The sequence below is a fragment of the Stygiolobus sp. CP859M genome, from assembly GCF_037389975.1.
Lineage (GTDB): Archaea > Thermoproteota > Thermoprotei_A > Sulfolobales > Sulfolobaceae > Stygiolobus.
Genome location: NZ_JBBHKS010000019.1, coordinates 32,754 through 53,593 on the forward strand (window position 1 = coordinate 32,754; position 20,840 = coordinate 53,593).

18 protein-coding genes, 1 pseudogene and 1 CRISPR repeat array are annotated in these 20,840 nt (G+C 41.0%); of the genes and pseudogenes, 6 read left to right on the plus strand and 13 right to left on the minus strand.

All coding sequences use genetic code 11. From position 1 onward, the window contains the following. The first annotated feature begins 4 nt into the window (after positions 1-4). The 4 genes from cmr6 (at position 5) to WIW72_RS08865 (ending at position 6,583) form a co-directional block, all read left to right on the plus strand. On the plus strand, positions 5-841 hold the full coding sequence (gene cmr6 / locus WIW72_RS08850; protein WP_337721366.1) for a type III-B CRISPR module RAMP protein Cmr6: 837 nt from the start codon (positions 5-7) through the stop codon (positions 839-841). Then, a complete protein-coding gene (gene cas10, locus WIW72_RS08855) occupies positions 835-3,663 on the plus strand; it encodes a type III-B CRISPR-associated protein Cas10/Cmr2 (protein ID WP_337721367.1) in 2,829 nt (942 codons plus the stop codon). The genes cmr6 and cas10 overlap by 7 nt, the downstream gene beginning before the upstream one ends. Before the next feature lie 3 nt (positions 3,664-3,666). After that, positions 3,667-4,623, plus strand: coding sequence for a hypothetical protein (locus WIW72_RS08860; RefSeq protein WP_337721368.1), 957 nt, complete (start codon positions 3,667-3,669; stop codon positions 4,621-4,623). Between the two features lie 69 nt (positions 4,624-4,692). Further along, positions 4,693-6,069: direct repeats of the CRISPR family, unit length 24 nt; unit sequence CTTTCAATTCCATTGTGGATTAAC. 310 nt (positions 6,070-6,379) lie between these two features. Further along, positions 6,380-6,583 carry a hypothetical protein gene (locus tag WIW72_RS08865; protein ID WP_337699077.1) on the plus strand — a complete coding sequence of 68 codons (204 nt, stop codon included), beginning with the start codon at positions 6,380-6,382 and terminating at the stop codon, positions 6,581-6,583. A 504-nt stretch (positions 6,584-7,087) separates the two neighbouring features. Here the strand turns inward: WIW72_RS08865 and WIW72_RS08870 are convergent. The 8 genes from WIW72_RS08870 to WIW72_RS08905 all read right to left on the minus strand — a co-directional run bounded on the left by WIW72_RS08870 (position 7,088) and on the right by WIW72_RS08905 (position 13,351). After that, a complete protein-coding gene (locus WIW72_RS08870) occupies positions 7,088-7,366 on the minus strand; it encodes a hypothetical protein (protein WP_337721369.1) in 279 nt (92 codons plus the stop codon). A gap of 21 nt (positions 7,367-7,387) precedes the next feature. Beyond that, a complete protein-coding gene (locus tag WIW72_RS08875) occupies positions 7,388-8,683 on the minus strand; it encodes an RNA-guided endonuclease InsQ/TnpB family protein (protein ID WP_337721370.1) in 1,296 nt (431 codons plus the stop codon). Further along, positions 8,661-9,245, minus strand: coding sequence for an IS607 family transposase (locus tag WIW72_RS08880; protein ID WP_337721371.1), 585 nt, complete (start codon positions 9,243-9,245; stop codon positions 8,661-8,663). Before WIW72_RS08880 ends, WIW72_RS08875 begins: the two co-directional genes overlap by 23 nt. A 53-nt stretch (positions 9,246-9,298) precedes the next feature. Next, a complete protein-coding gene (locus tag WIW72_RS08885; RefSeq protein ID WP_337721372.1) occupies positions 9,299-9,508 on the minus strand; it encodes a hypothetical protein in 210 nt (69 codons plus the stop codon). Between the two features lie 6 nt (positions 9,509-9,514). Then, positions 9,515-9,799 (minus strand): hypothetical protein, encoded by a 285-nt coding sequence (locus tag WIW72_RS08890; protein ID WP_337721373.1) that lies wholly within the window; start codon positions 9,797-9,799, stop codon positions 9,515-9,517. Positions 9,800-10,500: 701 nt separating this feature from the next. Beyond that, on the minus strand, positions 10,501-11,775 hold the full coding sequence (locus tag WIW72_RS08895; RefSeq protein ID WP_337721374.1) for an ArsB/NhaD family transporter: 1,275 nt from the start codon (positions 11,773-11,775) through the stop codon (positions 10,501-10,503). A 903-nt stretch (positions 11,776-12,678) separates the two neighbouring features. After that, complete coding sequence (locus WIW72_RS08900) at positions 12,679-13,002, minus strand: PaREP1 family protein (RefSeq protein WP_337721375.1); 324 nt, start codon at positions 13,000-13,002, stop codon at positions 12,679-12,681. Beyond that, entirely contained in the window at positions 12,989-13,351 is a 363-nt protein-coding gene (locus WIW72_RS08905) for a PaREP1 family protein (RefSeq protein ID WP_337721376.1), read from the minus strand. Before WIW72_RS08905 ends, WIW72_RS08900 begins: the two co-directional genes overlap by 14 nt. Here WIW72_RS08905 and WIW72_RS13260 point away from each other — a divergent pair. Further along, positions 13,345-13,640 (plus strand): annotated as a pseudogene (locus tag WIW72_RS13260) (RNA-guided endonuclease TnpB family protein); the annotation flags it as partial. The gene WIW72_RS08905 and the pseudogene WIW72_RS13260 sit on opposite strands and share 7 nt — an antisense overlap. A gap of 909 nt (positions 13,641-14,549) precedes the next feature. Here the strand turns inward: WIW72_RS13260 and WIW72_RS08915 are convergent. Then, complete coding sequence (locus WIW72_RS08915; protein WP_337721378.1) at positions 14,550-15,779, minus strand: ATP-binding protein; 1,230 nt, start codon at positions 15,777-15,779, stop codon at positions 14,550-14,552. 276 nt (positions 15,780-16,055) lie between these two features. On the opposite strand from WIW72_RS08915, the gene WIW72_RS08920 reads away from it, so the two are divergent. Continuing rightward, positions 16,056-16,247 (plus strand): hypothetical protein, encoded by a 192-nt coding sequence (locus WIW72_RS08920; RefSeq protein WP_337699062.1) that lies wholly within the window; start codon positions 16,056-16,058, stop codon positions 16,245-16,247. Positions 16,248-16,798: 551 nt separating this feature from the next. Here the strand turns inward: WIW72_RS08920 and WIW72_RS08925 are convergent. The 4 genes from WIW72_RS08925 to WIW72_RS08940 are packed head-to-tail and all read right to left on the minus strand — an operon-like array spanning position 16,799 to position 20,688. Continuing rightward, positions 16,799-17,455: a hypothetical protein gene (locus WIW72_RS08925; RefSeq protein WP_337699060.1), complete on the minus strand. Its 657-nt coding sequence runs from the start codon at positions 17,453-17,455 to the stop codon at positions 16,799-16,801. Positions 17,456-17,463: 8 nt separating this feature from the next. After that, the gene (gene cas7d / locus WIW72_RS08930) at positions 17,464-18,582 is read right to left on the minus strand and encodes a type I-D CRISPR-associated protein Cas7/Csc2 (protein WP_337699059.1); all 1,119 of its coding nucleotides are present in this window, start codon (positions 18,580-18,582) and stop codon (positions 17,464-17,466) included. Next, positions 18,575-19,039: a hypothetical protein gene (locus WIW72_RS08935; protein ID WP_337721379.1), complete on the minus strand. Its 465-nt coding sequence runs from the start codon at positions 19,037-19,039 to the stop codon at positions 18,575-18,577. Before WIW72_RS08935 ends, cas7d begins: the two co-directional genes overlap by 8 nt. Then, complete coding sequence (locus WIW72_RS08940; protein WP_337721380.1) at positions 19,036-20,688, minus strand: hypothetical protein; 1,653 nt, start codon at positions 20,686-20,688, stop codon at positions 19,036-19,038. Before WIW72_RS08940 ends, WIW72_RS08935 begins: the two co-directional genes overlap by 4 nt. Positions 20,689-20,840: the final 152 nt, after the last annotated feature.

Below are 20,840 nucleotides of genomic sequence, written 5' to 3' on the forward strand. Positions count from 1 at the left end.
CTTCATGTTGGCTTCGATTAAGAAGGCGAAGGATTCATACAAAGCTCATTCAAAGAAAGAAGACGTAAGGAAGGTAATAAGAGACGAGGTTATAGAGATGGCTCTTAAAGAAAACTTCTCCGACAGGGTAAGGTTGGCAAACGCTTACATGGACGAGGTCGTAACGGCTGTAAAGAGGCTTAATATACACGGAGTGGACGTGAGGGCTGTGGTAAGCACGAAGTTGCTTGTAGGCACTGCTTCCGGGTTCCTTAAAGTCATCACTGAGGTCGGGATGCACTGGGATCCGGTACTGGACCTTCCTTACGTCCCCGGGTCTTCCATTAAGGGGATCTTAAGGTCAAACGCTTTGGAACTTTGCAAAGAGAAAAAAAGTGAGGAGTGTGTTAAATATGTGTTGAAGCTCTTCGGCTCTGGGGAGATTTTCGCCGAGGCTGAGGAAGTGTTCGGGTTCAAAGGCTTCACTACGGAGGCTCACGTGGGAAAAGTGGTGGTGACTAATGCCTACCCGACGGAACTAAGCGAGGGTAAGTTGTTTGCAGGTGACATCGTGAACCCGCATTATTATAAAGAAAACAAGGTGGTGGAAAACGAGTACGAGGTAGAACCCGTACCGGTGAAGAGTTTGGCAATAAGGAAAGGTGTAAAGTTCAGGTTCGTGATAGGGGTGAAAGAACTGGAAGACGCGAAAAAGCTCTCTAAGTTACTCTTTAATTACGACTTAAAGAAACCTTCTGAGCTGGTCTTTTTGCTCCTGACTTATTCCTTCTCTAAGGGTATAGGGGCTAAGTCAAGTAGGGGTTACGGTTACATGGACGTGGAGGTGGTGAACCTGTGGTGAAGGACATAATCGACGTGAAGTTCTTTGCCTTATTACACGACCCGCCATGGAAGCCGTGGTTGATAACGAATAAGTCAGGTAGGGTAGTTCAGAAGCTCTTGGAGAGCATGGGCAAGTCGGACTTATATGAGGAGAGGGACAAAGCACACGAGAGTGAAGCTTTTACGATGGCTAAAGTAATTTCAGAAGTGCAAGAAGTAGATAAAGTAGTTTACGAAATTGTGCATAGAGCTGACACGTTTTCATCATCACTGGACAGGTTTTTGACGCCTTATGAAAAAGAAAAGATAGAGGTGCCCCGATATAAGCTAAACATATTCGACCCAGACCTGAAGTACGAAATTTTGGAGCCCAAAAATATAGAGGGTTTTGTAAAAGAGTCGTTTGACTTGTACCCGAGGATAAAGGACAAGAGACTGAGGTATAACGTACTGTACACCTCTCTCGAATTACTGTGGTATAAGTATAACCCCAAGAGTTTCCCGGTAGCAGATACTAGAGTCCCTACCCACTCGGTTTTCGACCACATGTACTCTACGGCGACCGTGTCGAACTGGTTCCTAGAGGGGGACACGCCTTCAGGGTATTTAGTTAAGGTCGATATGCCCGGGATACAGCAGGTGATAGGCAAGGCGAGAAAGGCTACGGACTTGTGGGCTGGTAGCTGGATAGTCTCCTACCTGATGTACAAGACTATAGAGCCGTTCATCATGGAATACGGGGCCGACGTAGTGCTAAACCCCTTTATAGGGTATAACCCGTTCTTGATTTCGTCACTGTTACACAAGGTCAGTGAAATTGATAAGGGCTTAGCAGACCGCCTTAAGAACCTTTATCCTGAGATTTTACAGACGCCCTACCAACCGGTGATGCCTGCAACGGTTTCCTTGGCTTTGCCTAAGCTCGCGGGTGACGTTAAGACAAAGGTGAAGGAGAACTATAGGGCTGCGTGGCGTGCGGTCATTGAGGCTTTAGGCAGGGGGGTGGGTGCGGTACTGGTTGAAGCGGAGGACTACCCTATTATGCCTTTGAGAGTATACGTACTCGACGTAGGAGAGAAGTACAGAGAGTTTGAGGGGAAGGTCGGAGATTTGGATAAAACGCTGAAAGGTCAACTGGAGGAACTGAGAAAGCAGTCTATCGAGACCCCCCTGAAGTTCCTAGGCTTGATGAATTTGGCGAAACCGCTCTTCTTGGAATATCTACTCAAGGAGGTCAGTGTTATAAACCCTATGAAAGTGTTTTACGGCTTAAACTTTGCACCTAAGTCTAACAGTTTTACCACAGAAAAGTACACACAAGGGAAGAACTATCGCGTCTGCACGTCTTGTGGAATCCTTCCTGCAGTGGTTGGCGGGGAAAAGAAGTCCCCGGAGGAACCGGAAGTAGAGGTAAAAGACCCGAAAAACGTAGACGAAGGTGAGGTCTTATGTCATTACTGCTATACAAAGAGGTTGATGGGCAGGTCGAACAAGAAAGAATTATTGGAAAAGCTGGGCTTTTACACTACGCAAGGGTTTGACGTAGTTCCATCAACTATAGACATAGCCAATTTAGGGCTTTGGAAGAAAGTCCTCCAAAAAGCAGAGGTTAGCCATAGCAAAAAATCTGTTACCCTTCCTTCACCGTTGAAGGATTACGAGAAAGTAGGGGAAGTGTTCTACCTCTCCGATGACGAGAGGATTTTGATGAAGTTATTGGACTCGAGAAAGGCTGAAAAAGCAATTGAAGAGCTAAAGGCTTACATAAAGGACGAGAAGTTCTTAAGGTCGTTGCGAAACGAAGTTAAGACCTATTACGCTATAGTAAAGGGCGACGCGGACTACATAGGGAGTAAGCTGTCACGCGGAGTTATAAAGACCAGTCTGCCCGAGTACGTAAGGAAGACCAGGTTGTTTTATGAGGACAAGAAGGGGGGAGAGAAGGACGAGGAACAACTCAGTAAGGTTTTAGACATACTGGTAAAGTTAATGAATTGGTTAGGTATAGGCCCTAAAGAGACCGTAAAGGAGTCTTTCAATGGTATTCCCGTTACTCCAGTTTACCTAATCGCCTTATCAAGGTCCCTCGCCGTTACGGCTATAAGGGACGCAAATGCCGTGAGTAAGGATGGAGTGCTGATTTTTGCCGGAGGTGACGACATAATGTTCTTGTCCCCGGTGGAGAGGTCGTTAGACTTAGTGAGGGAGACGAGGTCGCATTACTGGGGTAATCCAGTAGGGTTCCATGTTTTAGACGAGTTGTACTTTGCGGTGTTCGATGCACAGCCGCTCTACGGCAGGAGTTACGGGGTGTTAGTAGCCCATTACAAGGACGCGGTGTATAACTTGTGGGATATAGCTGGTCAGATGGAAGAGATGAAGGACGAAATAAAAGTGGAAGGTGAGAAGAGCGAGGGGGAGAATAAGAAGGACGTCACAATCGTCTTGAGAGGTAGGGGGATATCGGGCTTAAGAGATGCCGCGATTTTGTATAACTACCCGGTCTTAGAAGGCTCAGGGATTTATAAGTCCCTCAGACTCAGGACGTTCGAGGTGTTCGATAAACTGAGGGAATCGCTTTCAGGAAGTAAAGACAAGCTGAGTAAGAGTTTCGTTAAGGACTGGTTGAGCCTAGATGAGGACGAGTTCAGAGAGTTCACTAATAACGCTATCTCGTACTTAATAAGGAATAACTCTGTGTCGAAGTGGAGGGAGACTAAACTGAAGGAGCTGTATGACTCCCTTACGGGTCTGAACTTGAAGTTAGTATGGGAGGGAGACAATAAGGAGAGGGACGAGAGGACGGAGTTGATAAAGACTTACGACTATTTGGAGGTGTGAGAAATGGGGTTATTAATTAAGCCCGTAGAGCCTATGTTCTTCCGGTGGTCGGGGGAATACTCACCTAACTTCAGCGGGCCTATGAATAAGGGAGTGTCGGAGCCCCTACCTTTGATGAGTACCATAGCGGGGGCATTGTATAAGGCAGTGAAAGGGTTAGATCCCCTGAAACCGAGTGAAGAGGTGGAGCAATTTAAGGGGGTATTAGGGGAACTGTGGGGACCGCTGATTTACGTAAAGGGAAAGAGAAAGAAGGGAGGGAATAAGGGTGAGTACTTGTTAGTTCATCAATACCCCGGTAAGTTACTAGTGTTAAGGTTAGAGGAGAGCGGTGTCGTGTTGAACAGAATAAAAAAAGAAGAGAAGGGTGGTGACGATGAAAATGAGGCAGACGAGATCATACCGAAGCAGGTAAGCAAGATAGGTGTGGGGAGAGATTTAGCGAAGAGGTCGGCGATGGATCACTTACTTTACAGCTCCCAGTTCGTGGACTTTTACGCTACGATAAGGAGCGAGTTTGAGAATGTGGAAAAATGGGGGATATACGTCGAGACTGGGGTGAAATATGAGGGAGTGTTGGAGCTTGGTGGAGAGGGCAGACTGGCGAAAGTAGAGAAGTTCGACTTAAAGATACCAGAAAGTAGGGGAGAACTTTCGATATTACTTTCTCCCGCACTACTTTCCGTTGGTTGTGGGAAATGGGTGTTGATAGACGACATCTTAAACGAAAAAGTTGAGAACTACACACTGAAGGACATAGTGTGCGGGGCAAAAATAGGGGTAATCGGGACGGGCTTTAACACGAGTATGAGAGCGAGAAGACCATTATACCCTGCACTAATGCCAGGGTCTATCCTGAAAGTAAGGGACAGAAAGATAGGTGAGTTAAAGGAGTTGGGCTGGGGTTCCCTATTGGGGTTTAGCGACGAGAACGGTTGTGAAGGTAATAGATCTCGATAGTACGAGGCGATAGGTCAATTTCATCGTTATCAACGTGTGTACGACGTGCGAAATTAATTATTGTTTCTTTTTTCAATTCTGTTGTGGAGTAACGTCTGGGTATTCGTAAGATTTTGTGACCTGTCCTTCAGTTTTCCAATTCCATTGTGGATTAACGACTGTATGCTGACGGTGTAAAGAGGTATATAAACTTTCCTTTCAATTCCATTGTGGATTTACAAGATTTTGATGTACCGCAGATAGCAATCGCATTATTAATCGTCTTTCAATTCCATTGTGGATTAACCTGGTTTGGGCGTTCAGCCTACAACACCACAACAGATACTACACTTTCAATTCCATTGTGGATTAACCAGATATAACAAAAGCCATACTAAAAGCCTTAGATGACCTTAACTTTCAATTCCATTGTGGATTAACCTCAGAGACCTGAGTCAAGAATTGAAAGGTTAAAAGAATCTTTCAATTCCATTGTGGATTAACTTAGTTTGTTGTAAAGGACTACAGCTTTTTGGAATAATTCGGACTTTCAATTCCATTGTGGATTAACCTTCTCCTCTAGTCTGTGGTACCATTATTTTCTGGTAAATCTTTCAATTCCATTGTGGATTAACATTTTCCTGTGACAAAAAGGGAATTTCTCAGCTTATTCTGCTTTCAATTCCATTGTGGATTAACCGTTATTGGTAACGAAGATGTTAAAACAGCTGTTATAACCTTTCAATTCCATTGTGGATTAACTAAACTTAAATAGACACCTCACACACTGTATTCCTTTAGTTCTTTCAATTCCATTGTGGATTAACTTCCACTCCAGGGTAACATTATCAAATGCTATCCTTAACCTTTCAATTCCATTGTGGATTAACATATCATCACAACACCACACATCTCCTTTGTGAGATGTGCTTTCAATTCCATTGTGGATTAACTCATGGATAGGCTTAAGGCTTTGTGGTTTGCCTTTATTGTCTTTCAATTCCATTGTGGATTAACATACGATGCTGATTATTGGCGTTATCATGGGTATCGGGATCTTTCAATTCCATTGTGGATTAACGTTTCTTCTTCAGCTTTAACTATCAGCTGTTTTCTCACTCTTTCAATTCCATTGTGGATTAACGGTAGTCTTGGCGAGGGTCTGGAACCAGGTCAAGTGGAAAACTTTCAATTCCATTGTGGATTAACTATTGTAAACTGGTGAACCTAGTGTTACATTGTCTGATGGACTTTCAATTCCATTGTGGATTAACATCTTGAACGGTGTTTGGTCAAGACCTAATGTGTTTTTGACTTTCAATTCCATTGTGGATTAACAAGGTTTACGAACTGTTAAAGAAGAAAAACTTACTTTACTTTCAATTCCATTGTGGATTAACACATATATTCAACAAGCTCCGCCGCTTTAGTTCCTATAATTGACTTTCAATTCCATTGTGGATTAACTGTATGTTTTTATACTATTTCTTAACTTATTTATGTTCTTCTCATATATAAGTTTTGTTGTTATCAAGGTATTTATCATTGCTGAATTTTGTTTGTTCCCGTGTTATTTTGGGATTTTGGTTTAGAGAATTTCGTTTTACGTTACTTAGATAGAGAATTTTTCTGCTCATTGGTGAATTGAAAGTAATTCCCAACGAAAATTGGGAATAGGAAGGAGAAAATAATAGTTTCATTTAGTAATATTCAGATTTATAAACTAGAAATTTCACCATTAAAAGAGGGATAACCTGCTGAATTATACTGTTAGGTGTTGAACCTTTGTCTGTTTAAGACTAGTAGCTACAGAGGGGCTGTAACTGTCTTCAATAATAAGGGTATAATTGAAAAGGTTACCCCCTTACCAGTTAGATCTGCCGGTGAAAAAGTACAAATAGAGGATATACTCTCACAATTATACGGTAAGTTAGGATCCCAAATTAGAAAACAAAAAACTGTTGATTCTCAGGGACGATAGGGCAACGAAAGAGGAAAAAGAACAATTACCTCAAGTTTCAAAAAAAAAAAAAATACAACTTCAAATTTAGTCTTGTAAACGTCATAAAACATCATAATGCGAGGTTAGAGGATGATAAGTATAACTTCTACATAAAGAGCAGAGATAATGTATCCTATTTTGTGTTCCACAGAAGAGAAAATGCTAAACCGGTCAAACTAGGAAAAAGTAACCGATAGTAATGGCGATCACGAAATTAAAGAGGACGAAATATACGTAACCCACGCACTAACAAGGCTCGACCTAGCTAGAATATATGGGGAGGGAAATAGTTTAAGGCTACCTGCACCCATTTATTATGCTGATAGACTCGTAAAGATGCTTGATAAAGGAATATATTTCTACTCAGACGATGAAATCAATCAACACTTTTTATTTTTCATTTAGTTATTTCCTTGCGAGTAAGAGAAACAATCCTTTTCACAATTGACTATGCCTGAGAGAGTCTCTCTGTCTTATTATCTCCTAAGACTCATCTCGTATTAAAGGCGGTCTCAGATCCTTCCAGTGCCTACATAAATCCGACTCATCTTTTATGTAACGATTGTCTAAACCTAGCCTATTCCATACACTCTCTAAGGTGTCATATGGATCTAAATGATCGCCGAAGAGAATTAATTGATTCCTATAGGTGTTCCAGTACATTCTCAGAAAGTTACTTTCGTAATTACTGGGTACCGCAGGTGCGTAGCTCTTAGGCGTATCAGGCTTCATTTTGTGCCTATTCCACAAATAGTATACCAAGGTTTCTCCGGGGTTTGGGCTTCATAGGATTTCATAATATTTAATATCAATCCTCAGCCGTTGGGCTTCACCAGAGTCACGGGGCGTTGCCCCGTTCATACCCCTCCGCCCCTTTAGCGGGATAACCCCGACCCACCTACTCCCAGTGGGAGTAAAAAAGAGGTGGGGAAACCCGCACATCCTGAGGTATATGTTTAGAGATGCGTTCAGTTGCCTATCTAGAGTGAACCCGCACCTCTCGCAGTGAAAAGTCCTGCCGACCTTTCGGGAAACCCATCCACATCTGGGGCAGGACTTAGAAGTGAGATGTGGGTTAACCTCCTTCAAGAAGGAACCGTAAAGGGGAGCCTTGTACTTTAGCACTCGGTGAATACTCCTCCACACAGTCCTCGAAATCTTCTTAGACAGCTTGTCATCAGCGTCTTGGAACATTGACTGCTTATTTAACTTTTCAACGGCAAACACAGTTAGAGGATACATTTCCAGCAACTTGTTCACGAACTTGTGAACGTAATCAAGCACGCGGTTCCTTTCACGGTGGGAATACTTCTCCATCAACTCCTTCCCCTTCCTACCGTGCTTTGAAGCAAAAGACTGTATTTTACTTCTCTTCAACTCCATACCGAATTTTAGACTGTACAACTCCTTTATTGAAAATGTAACAAACTTCCCCCCATCGTAAGCGTCTAATGTGTAAAGGTTGCTATCAATAGATAGAAAGTCAAGGGGAGTAAACCAGGGTAATTTATAACGGAATGGTAGGTGAACTTTATCCTCCTTAATTATGGGCTCACCCAACTCAAGTTCTTCAACCCTCCTAGAGAACCAAGTGTGAGACCAAGAGAAGGTGACGTATTCGAAAGGTCTTACTGTAATCCTTACACTCTCACCCTCAACCTTCCTCAGAGTTGACTTAATCCTAACGTAAACCTTCCTCAGAGTTGGTTTCCTCAGTGACGCTTGTCCTTTTTCAGCCCTCCTCTTCCACCCCTTTAATATTGAGTAAGCGTCATTTATTGCTTTGTCAACGTAGTGGGAGGCTAGATTGTTAATCTTTTCAAGCTCATCCCTTAACGTCTTGTAAACTTCCTTTTTCTTAGGCAGGGTTATTTTGATCTTAGTGACTTTCTTACCTTTTACTTCTTTTCTCTCTATCTTAGTTCTCTCCCATAACCAGTCTAAAGCCTTCTGTAGTAGGTGTTTATAGTTCTCCAGTAATATCTTGCTCTCCTCCTTCTTATCGTTCTTCAGAGAGTACGTTAGGTAGACGTATTCCTCCTCCGGTTGGAATGATTTAAGCCTTAAGCTCTTCGACACATTTCTTCACCTTTTCGTATTTATGGCTCCTCATTTCATACAACTTTCCGCTGAATGATACCAGTATAGAGATTAAGTCTTCTATTAGTTCTTGTTCTGGTGTTTTGTCCTCCTTGTTTAGCACTACGAGCTCGCAGTTGTGTGCTTTGCATACTTCTTCAATTATTTCAAAGCCGAACCTAACTAGTCTGTCCGGGTAGGCTATGACAACTTTTGACACTTCGTTATTCAGAATCATTCTTAACAACTTGAGGAATCCTTTTCTCTTCATGTTTAATGAAGATCCGACGTCAGTTATTACTTGGTCGTAGTCCTTAACGTTCTCCTCCAAGTATTTTACTTGGTTTATTAAGTCGTCTTTCTGTGTGTTTGATGATACTCTTGCGTAAAGGATCACTTTCCTCTTTCTAACAATCCCCACGAGCCTTTCGACGTCCTCTTCCTTGAACCTCCACTTCCCAGTTTCTAGTATCACGGGTTTTATGTACCCTTTCTTAACATATTCTCTGAGTGTTGCGTATGAAATTCCTAGGCGTTGGCACACTTCTTTAGGTCTTAGCATTGTATAAAATTTTATGATGAAATAATATAAACTTTACGGTTTATCGGAAACTGTTAACAACGGCATAGTTCATGGAACGTTATTAAAGCTGGATAAGCTAAGAAAGCTGCTATTACGGCAGATGTCTCTTCGCTACTTTTAACGTACTTATTAAATACATACGAAAAGTAGGAAAGATCGTCTTCGATGTTCCTCAGCACATAATATATACCCCAGTTTTTATTCCTCATTTGCCTATAATAAGCTAAGACGTCGTATATCACTCCCTCTCATTTTTGCTCAGTATCAACGGGCTGATTTCCACTAACCGGAAAAGGCCTATACGGAACCCTCCCCTTGAGGACGTATTCCGACGAAGGTCCTAACTGATAGATTATTTCTCTACGATCATAAGAGGTTTCAAAGTGAGGATTATTAATGATGTCTTTTAGTTCTTTTAAAAAGTCTATCATAAAATAAAACTTGTCTTCCTTTCTCTCGTCTATTGGTTTCCAATTGTTACCCGGCTCTGGGATTAACCCTATCCAGTTCCTCTTGGGCATCTGTTTATACATAATAACTCACATTATAAGAAACTGCTAAATTTTAACTTATAAAAAATGCACGACGAAAGTAGTATAAATTCTAGTTGTAAAGGAAAAGAAGTCTATTCGTCATACATCCTTCCTCTTTTTAGGGGAAGCATTTTTGGTTTGGCGTCGTTTGAAAAATCCTTAATGTCTCCTATTGTATACCACTTAAAGTTGTGGTCGTGAGAATGATATGACATATATGAAGCGGAAGTAGGCACTGTTTCTGTTAGACGAAGTACAGTTTGTTGTCCCTAGCATAAGAAAGAGTAGAAAGGGGGTCAAGGACTTCCACACGGCACTAACAAACGCTTTTATGAGGGTCGGGGTTGATAAATAATGAAGAAACAAGTTCTTGAAGTCTAGTAATGAATGCTTTTATGAGGGTAGAGAGTATTATTATGTGACAATTTAGATGTAGGAATAAGGAGAAAACTCCTCACCAAAGTTAAGGTCTTAAAAGGGTCAAAATACCAAGGATTAAGAAATAAAAATGAGATCATTCCGGTGTGTTTTATAGGACGATGAGAACGCACTAACGAGGAATGATAATTTGAAGAAGAGCTAAAACACTTCACCGCTTTTCAGCTTTAAACCTTTCCCCCACACTATATCGAGTGTATTGCCGATCGCAAAAGGTATTACCTCAAGAATATTTTATATACTTGATACGGTTGTAAGATGTATCATAGAAATAAAATCCATAAGGAGAGAATAGTTGCCACTAGAACTATAGGCGTAGTTATCAGTCCTAAGTAAACATAAATCCTTAGAGGTATCTTTACGCCGTGTTTTCTTTCTAAGGAATATATCCAGAGTAGAGTAGCCAAAGACCCTATAGGAGTGAACTTAGGTCCTATGTCATTGCTTATTACGTTTACTAAAGCTAAAAGGAATTGGTTAGTAGAATGGGTAGAGTTTATAGCTAGAGAATTTATCATAACTGAAGGAAGATTATTCATTATGGCTGCGGTAAAGGCAAAAAGTAATCCTTCCATTATCACGTTAAATGGGGACGGAAGGCTATACAAGGTAGAGACAGTACTAGCTAAGAAATTAGTAACGCCTTGCTTCCCCATGCCGAAAACTACTATGTACATGCCCAAAGAGAAAAGCACGATCTGCCAAGGTGCCTCTCTTACAACCTTATATACATCTATTTTTTTCCTACGCTTTGCTATAATACCTAACAGAGTAGCCGCAGGAATGGCAACCATTGCAACCGGGATCTCGACAAATGAAGTAAGAAAGTAAGCTAGAACTAATATTGCTATGAAAGGAAAGCCTAGCTTAACCAAAAGTTGATCATTGATTGTAGGTTGAAAACTAGGCAATTCTAGATTCGTATCTGTCGCTCTAACTAGAAGAAAATAATAAAGTACTACTGAGACTATTACAGATATTATAAAAGGAAATATCATATATTCTGCATAAAGGAGAAATGAAATGTTAAAATATGTAGCGTCTATTATATTTACTAAGTTACTTATTATGAACGGGAGGCTTGCAGTATCTGCGACGAAACCTATTCCCAACATAAACACAATCTTAGAACGCTCATCAATGCTGCTCCTAGATATTATTGAAGTGGCTATTGGAGTCATGACTAACGCTGCTCCATCGTTTGCAAAGAGCGCGGAAACTACAGCGTCAAGCAAAAGCAAAAGAACGAAGGCTTTACCTAACCTATTTCCTAATCTCAATATTTTGGACGCTATATAGTCGAAGAAACCTGCTTCATCCAATATTAAAGTCATAATTATTATAGCAACGAAAGTAAACGTAGCGTCCCACACTATATCGAAAACTAACACAACGTCGTGAATATTAGAAATACCCAGAATTAGAGTAAGGGCTCCACCAATTAGTGCTGAATACCCTATTGGAATTCCCCTGGGTTTAAAATTAACCAACAAAAGCGTGATTACGAATATTAGAATTGCAATCAGTAACTTCAGCATCCATTTTCAGCCTCCTGATATAAACTTTTTAACAAATTTTAAGCTCTTCCTTAAGGATCTCGATATAAAGATATATTTACACCTAAGATTGAAATTTCACTAAAGTGTTGTAAGATGGATTTTATTGATTTTTTCTATTTATCTTAGAAAATACATCAGAAAATATTGTATAAAGAGCTCTACAAGAAGAAAGTGAAATTCTTACGTCAATTAGAGCATAAGGTAAATTTATGATATTTAAGAAAACTTTCAGAATGGAGGTTTTACCTATTCTTCTTATTCCAGCAAGGAGAACTATTGGCTCAGAAATTGCATATTGTAATAAACTTAGCTCCTCTTCTCTATCGTATATATTTTCCCAGTTTCCTTAGTCCTTTCATTGAAGAAAATTAATAACACCCTATTAGATTTAAGCTTTTTTATACATTATACGTTGTGGATCTCTTCAGAATTATACAAAGATTTTTAAGTAATTATGCTGAGTATTACCCAGGGAAAAGAAGAACACTAGGGATTGAAGTACGACGAGAACGTGGTAACTAGATATAAGCTAATGTTCCCCTTCTACATCTTCGAGTACTGGTGAGAATTATCTAGGAAGAGAACAGGTGTGCTAAGACGGACCACATCATCATGGACATCATGAAAACTGGTGGTAAAAAGTTAATTCCTTAGTTTTTTTTTTAAGTTTTAAGTATAGTGAATAGTTATGAAATCTGATAAGGAATTTAAGTATTTAGTCTTTAGTGAATTTTTAGAAGCATGTGACAAATTACACTATGAATAGCCGTTAGATTTTCAATGTTCGTGTTGAGCTACTAGTAAGGGTAAAAATCCAACTAATACGTAGGCTTGATAAACTACTTGCACTAAGAGTTAGTGTATAGATTGAGTCAGGGTTAGCTATATCAACTCAACCAGTTTCTCTACATCACTTTTTAGATGTTGGATATTTTCTTTACTCAGCCTGGCCTCATGAAAACCCTCTATGTGCAACAACCATGCTGAGATCCATAACGATCTTATACCGTGGTACAAATTCTCAAGTTCTTCTACAGCATCGAAATAAAGTTTCAAATTCCAATGTCCTATCCTACTAACTTTAGAAACGACATTCACAGAATTTTTGTAGGACAAGATCTTTATTGCTTCTTCAGCAGCCTTATAGTACTTCTCACTAGCCTGAACAACATCTCCCTTAGAAAGCAACTCATCAGCTTCTTTCAATAATCTTTTTATTGAGTCTTTCGTCAGCAAGTTGAACTAGTTTAACTATTTTCTCCCTATATTTTTTTACTTGATTAAGATCGAGGTTAACGGTTATTAGAGATACCGCTGAACCCCAACTCTCAATTACCCATTTCCCGAAGATCGAAGATAATTCAAACACGGCTCTATTAACCGTTTCCGCGTCCCATTTATCAGGTAAAAAGTCCCCTTCAAGACTGGCTAAGATCTTTATTGCTTCTTCAGCAGCCTTATAGTACTTCTCACTAGCCTGAACAACATCTCCCTTAGAAAGCAACTCATCAGCTTCCTCTAGATATACATCAGCTGAGGACTTTATGAATTGCATTATCAATTAATTATTTCTCACACGTGCTAATAAACACAGATACAGTAAAAGCACTTCGTTTCTTCATATTTCTGGTTGAAAGGAATGTCCCAAACCAAGGAGGTAAGGGAGTAGTTTCAAATGTTTACGAGGAGTTGTATGAGAAGTTAATGGAGGAGTACAATCTATCATCAAAGATCGCTGAGGACCGTTATTGGATGCCCTCTTAGTATACAAGAGTTTGGTATAATAACCTGAGACGGGGTTTAGGTTTCCTAGAGTTTATGAGCCAACTGTATGGTTAATCCCTAATCTGGCTCCTCCTCACCTTGGAAGGGTGAGGGTTCCCATCTCATCGTTCCACCCATTGATTAGGGATTACATATGGTGAGCAGTCGAGTGGCTCAGAGAACCGCTCCCATCTGAAGATGGGACTTTCATTGCCGAGCTCTAGTCCCTTGAAGGAGGGAGATAACGGTTGCTCCTTCCAAAGTCCCATTAAGCTGGGGAGCTTCATTAGCATTACTAAGAGATATCTCAACAAAGAACACGGGCTACCCTTGGCTAGGCTTTCCTCCCCCTTAACCCCCCATTTTTTGTAAGTTATAGTGTGAACTTCGAGCGAATGACCGTTAGGATCGTTGATGCTGATGAGCTTTGAATCCCATGATTAAATGAGTACTTGATTATTTCCAAGCTTCTATTCAAAGCCTTTGGCTCTTGAACTTAAAGTGAGAAGCGAAGACACTCGTTTGGGTTTACCGGAGAATCTCTATGTGAGATCCTCTAAACCAGTAGTATAGGTTGTAATCGCCACTAATCCACCTTCTTCAGGAACATATCTTTTAACCTCGTTAAAAGCCCTCCCATGCCCTACCTAAAAGCTTACTCGCTTAGCGAGATTATGAGACCCAAATGAAGGACTAGAGATACCCTCTCTAATTATCATGTATCTACCTTTAAGTAATACTTATAGCTAAGCGACGGCAAGGCATGTCCATGATGTTATCCTTAATCTACATATTTATCAAATGTTGACTCCTTATAAAGTGGTAACTTTCGAGACGCCTTCCCCGATGCCTACTATCAAATGTTGACTTTTTACAAAGAGAATATGTAATAAATAAGATATTTCAAAATGTGAATAAATTATGGAAATGTAGATAACATAGTAATAAACACTGAAGACACGCTCGTTTATGCTCGGCATAAAAGGAGATTACTTCAATAAAAACTTCCACAATGGTTCCATCATGATTTTCTTACCACTATAATCCATTACTTCCTCCCTATCCCATGTTATGATTTTGGGTTTAAAACCTAATAATGAGGAGGCTTTAACCAAAGAGCTTAACTCCCTTTCCTTTATTCCATCTTCATCGTAAGTTACTTGAATTAACTCCCCGCTTTTCTCGTCTAAAAAGTCCACCTCATAATCCTCTCCTTTAACAAAGTAAACACCCCTATTTTGATTTTTCCTAAGTAAATATACTGCAACTAAATTTTCCATTAGTCTCCCAAAATCTTTTTTAACGGACACTTCTTGAATTATGCCCGTATCAACCACATAAACCTTCTTATTCTCAGCGATCCTGCTTAACTTCCCAGTATACCTTTCCACGGGATAAATTAAGTAACTTGAAGACAAGCCGTAAAACCACTCATCTATAGTTTTATAATCAACTTTGAGCATCTTGGCAATTCTATTTAGAGAAACTTCAGAAGAGTAAAGGGAGATTATAGCTGATGAGAAGTCTTTAAACTTAGATATCCTCCTTATTTTCAACCTTTGAACTACATCCCTCAAGAGAATGTCGTTGTAAATACTGTTTATTATTTGCTTACTGTTAAGTAGCAATGCTTCGGGAAAACCTCCAATGCTCATATACTCCCTTAAATAATTTTTAATCTCAGCCCGCTCCCTTGTAGTAAAAGGTTCTGTGTAATTAGCTCCTTTAAACCTCAGGAACTCCTTAAATGAAAAGGGAAAAAGGATGAAATCCACATGTCTACCAGTTAAGCTAGTGGCTAGTTCGCCGGAAAGCAATTTTGAATTACTCCCGGTCAAGACTATTCTTTTAGTTTTCCTTAACCTGCTCACAAAAGGTTCCCAACCCGGTATATTCTGTATTTCGTCAAAGAGAATGTAATTCGTATTGCCGTAAAGTTCATAAATGGCTTGTTCCACCATATGTAGTTCCTCGGCTTTTAAATTTCTCAACCTTTCATCATCAAAGTCAACGTAGGCAAATTTCTTGTCCTTTAATAATAAGAGTGATAATGTAGACTTACCACTTCTTCTTACCCCTAATATAGCCAAAACGTTAGGGATTGACAGATTTACTAATAATTCTTCTTTAGGCACATCTCTGGATATTGCTTTACTCATTAAGTTATCAGCGTCTTCCCTTTGCTCTTTTAAGACACTTTTTATTTCCTCAACATTCACGAATAATAAAAGTCTTTTGCGTTTTTAAACTTTTGGAGTATATTCCAAAAACTCATCGGAGGAGAATTGGAGTATATTCCATAACTAATCTACGTAAATTATTCTATGTAATTTGAAGCTTTTACAATAACTATGAATTACCTAGTAATGTCTTTTCGAATTGAAATCCGAATCTGAAGAAGTGATAAAGCATGAAGTGTGTAGTATGTTAACTACCTTAACAGATATCTTATGAAGCTTAGTATAAGATCGTCGTGAGTATAAGGAAAGCCGGTATTGAGTTCCGCTCCAGAGAGCGGAAAGACTGTCAACGGGAAGGTAATTAAGAGGTATGAAAAGACGTTAGTGTTTTCGGATAAGGAATCGGAAAGTTACGTTGCAGGACTAGCTATACTTGGCGTGATGTATGTGCAGATCGTTGTAGCTTATTACAACGAAGCCCTCTACTTGAGAGCTAAGAAGTATTGAGCAAAGGCTGAGGAGTCTATGAAGGAAAAGAATGTGAGCTTTGAGGTTAGATGTTGATTGATAACTTAAGGGGTAAGATTGAGACTTATAAGTACCGTTTTGAAGAAAGATAAGCAATATCTGGCTAAACAGAGGAGTCATCTGAATAAAAAGAGTTAGGCACAAAAATGCCGCCCAATACGCCTAAAAGTTATGCGCCCGTGGTCCCTAATATTTATGAGGGTGACTTCCTAGAGGATTACTGGAACACTTATAGGAATCAATTAGTTCTTTTCGGAGACTATTTAGACTTAGAATATATCCCAGAAAGCGTATGGGGTACGCTGAGCTTGGATAGTCGTTGCATAGAATCGAATTTGTGTTAGCGTTTTAAAGTCTTTAGGATTTTTTAAATGTAAATCGGTCTGTACCTATAGGAGTTAATGAAATAGATTAGCCCAACAAGGTAACAGTTGTAATAGAAAATGGAGGCAAAGACTTTCCACCTTAAGTCTCTTTAGTTTTTACAGGTAGAAGCTGAATAAACCCAGATTCACACTATTTAAAAAAGTTTATATGAAATCTGGTAACGGTAGATAGACAACTTCCCCTTGCTCCTCAAAGGACAACCCCCTCTTTACGTCACCGCTGAACCCCACATCTCCCGCTCTATGCTTCAGCAGGACAAAATAGTTTGAAGCTGTAACGTCTTTGACGTTATAAGCCACGTTGGGGTGTATGTCCTTTACTTCCACATATTTTTTAACTTCCTGAAGCGAAACTCTCACTATCCCCCTCTTTACCCCCACTCTTATGTAGTTCACGTTTAACGGTTTGTCAGATATTACATAACCCACAGCCTTTGAACCCGGTGCTAAAACATTATTAGTAGTTATCAACGGGACAGCCCACCTCGTCTGGGGTTTATACAATATATAATCACTCTCCCCCATAGACATAGTCAGCCTCATGTGGAAAGTCCTCTCGAATACTGCCGGGTAAACGTATAAACCGGTCTCATTGTACACTTCTTGCAAGTCCCTATAATGCGGTGCGTTATAAGCACCTACATAGCTACCGTCTACAATATGTCCTAAAAAAGCCAGTGCCAACGGGTAGTTATGGATTACTGGTAATATTTTTTGGACATACCCCTTGGAATGGGGATAGGACGAAGTGTTGAACCACATTATACTGTGGGTTACTAGTTCAGCTTTATAAACGTACATAGTTACCTTTACTCCGCTTCGCTACTTTGGTCCTCCCCTTCTTTCTTCTTGCCACCTCTCCCCTTGCCTTTACCGCTTTGACCAGACTCTTCCGTACTCTTCTTCTTGTTCTCAGCCCTCTCAATAAACTCCCTGATTTTACCGGCGTAGTCTAACGAGTCTAACCAAGCCTCCTTATAGTTCACCTTGATTTCATTCCCTCCTATCTTAATCACCCCACCGTTAATAGCTACCTCTTGGAAGCCTTTATTCTTTAGGTACTCCCTAACTTTACTTATTACCTCTTCTGGGTCAGTCATTTTACCGTGGCTTGCCTTTAACACCTCCCTCGCTAAGTCGTAACTGCTGACAGTCTCTCTATCACTAAACTTCACCCCTAGGATTTTGACTTCAACAGACCCGTCCTTAGTCTCCCTACCTCCCATCCTTGTGATCCGGGACAATGAGTCCACTATTATTGCGAACTCGTTCTGAGTGACGTCATAGAGTGTCGACTTGCCTATAAACACAACCCCGGGTGCTACGTGGATCTCTGAGTATAAGCTCTGTCCCGTGTAGCTCACGCCCTCTGCGACTTTATTGTGGGTCATTTCCATTACTGCTTGTCTATACTCTATACAAGAGAAGGCTATATCGTGGGCTACCCTGCTCTTAATACCGTAAGCCGTGTTGATGTCATCCATCACGGTATCGTCCGTAATGTTCCCCATGGTCGTGCATGAAGGACAGTATCCGCACATGCCTATGTCAGTAGCCTGAGTCCTCTGCATCGGGGGAGCTATGAAACAGTTCCATTCAAGCTTGTCCTTACTTACCTTCTTATATTTTGCCTTACTTGCAGACTCCATGATATGCTTCTTGGTGTCTGTGTCGAACGAGGAGTACTCTCTCCTCAATACTTCCAACATAGTCCTTCTCAGCTTAGCCTGTATCTTCTCGGGTAGTATCACCGGTAGCTCATAGTTCTCTTTGTCTACTACCATGTTCACCGTGCTTATGTCTCCCACGCCTTCAGTCCTGAACAGCGGTACCCCTTTAGATATTATGGCGTACACTACCTCTACCTTATACCCTTTAGAAAAAATCCTATCACTTTCTCCCCTTACCCTGAAATACGTATTACTCATCTTTCTTACCACCTCCTTTCATAATATCAATTATCTTAGCCCCTAAAGTGGGGCTGTAAAAAACTGCATTGTTGTATATTCCTTCTAACACGAGGTTCATCAGTTTCCTCGACTCCCTAGGGCTCATGTTCCTCATCTTTTCTGCAAATGTCCTGAGCAACCCCTCCAGAGCCTCCCTATAGAGCTTTGACAAGTCCGCCCTATAGAACGGTGTGTCCTGAGATACCATAACTTTTATTATCTCTTCAACGTCACCGGTGGGGTTCTTCCTCACTTCCTCTAACGCCTCCCTGACTTCCTTCGTAACGGAGTGAGCGGAGGGGTTGCCCCATGCCTTGAACGACAATATCTTACCCATTGCTACCATGTAGTCCCCTAGGTCTAGGTCTTTTCTTTCCAGACCTAACTCCCTTCTTAAATCCTCTACTTCGTTTACTTTCTCACCTTTTTCACTCATCTTCTCACCCCGTAAAACCTTTTCATATCGGATTTAAAAAACGTGAGGGACTCCCCGAGTTTGGGGCAAATTGAGTGCAAGGCTACCTTAGTGAATTCAGGGCTCATGTCCAAGACCTCCATCCTCTCCCTCTCCTCCGAGTATACTTTCAGGCAGTGGAGCAGAGCTAACGTTACGGGTGGTAGGGACGTGTTCTCCTTCGGGTAGTAGGGGTTGTACTCGAGCATAGCGAAGGACTTACCGTAAGAGATTACCCTGTCAGGGATTACTTGGTCGGGTAACAATGTAACCTTCAGGGGATAGAACATGGAAACCATGGCTAGTGTAGCCAAGGAAGGGAGCAGCTCAACAAACCCTAAGATGTGTTCATCGCCTAATAAATATGACCCTTTCCCTTTTTTCTCAACGGAACTGAAGTCCCTAACTACTAAAGCCGAGCTGTAATCAACTATTACGCTCATAGTTTTTCCTTGGAATGTTTCCTTCCCGGTTAACGAATCTACAAAGGACACCCAGTCCTCAAACCCTTGTTCGAAGTCGTCTAAGTCAATACCTCCCACCTCACGAAAGTCCACGTTAGCTCCCAACAACATCGCCAACTCATCAACGAGATTTTTAGGAACTACTCTGGTGAAGTACCCTACTAAGAAGTGCTTTTCCTTGTTACGTGCAGACGCAAATGAGTTATTAGCTAAATAAGCCGAGTCATACGCACACCAGAAACACATACCGTACTTCCTGTTCCTCTTGCTGAAGTCGGCGTTCAGGTTCGTGAGGGGCTTTACCTTAGGGCTCCACTTCTCGTTATTGCCCCTAGAATAAAGGGCGTAACCGTAAGCCTGAGGGGCATACAGCTTAGGTGCCGGTAACCCGCAGGTTAGGCAAACCTTTTCAGGTTTACTTCCTACGTCGAACCCCCGAATCGCTAAGTTATATAACATACCTTCTGTGTAGACCTTGGGTTTACCTTTTTCAAAGTCCTCTAATAGAGCCTGGTCTTTCTCAGCCCAACTACTCTTTATCGATTTAGGTAAGGCAAAGCGTATATCATTTATGTCAACAGTTAAAGGCATCTGTAACTGTTTGTCGGTGATCACATACGCCCCATCCTTACTCAACAGCACTAAGGAGTCATCAGGTATCTTCGACAAAGCGGCGTTCATTAAGGCACTCCTAGTCCCGATCTGCGGTAAAGTCACGGTGATGAAGTAAGTGTAAAGTTTCTTTTTGTACTTCTCCGAGACCTTTTGTACCAGCCTCTCCATCTCCACGACGTTCATATCCTTCGCTTGGACCATGTCCCCAAACCAGACCAACCAACCCAGATCAGGCATAACATCGGGGTTCTCTGCTAAGTTGTAATTTATGGCGTCAAGGGCTTCCTTGTCGTCCACAAACCCTTTTACGAACTCCCTTAATCCCGTCACTTCCTTATGTACTTTTTGGTAAAAGTCGTGGAGTAGGGCAGCGTAGAAGGCTGTCGTACTGAGATCAGGGTTTACGATATTCGCCAAGGAGTACGCCGTGTATGCGGCTGACGCCGAGTGGAGGAAAGCCGGGAGGGTAGCACTGTACTTCCAGTTCTCCGCCCCCAAGAACGGGTGGAAAAGCTTCAGGGCTTCAATGAAAGTGTCTGAAAATCCAGTCATCAGTTTTACTTAATGAGTTCACATTTATATTTATTTCGAAAAAGGGCAGGTCCTCTGGAATTACCGAATTTGATTGTAAAAACGGTATTACCCTCTGAACACCCGGTACGTCTTGGGGTGTATAATTTCTAGACAGTTAGGGATGACGAACA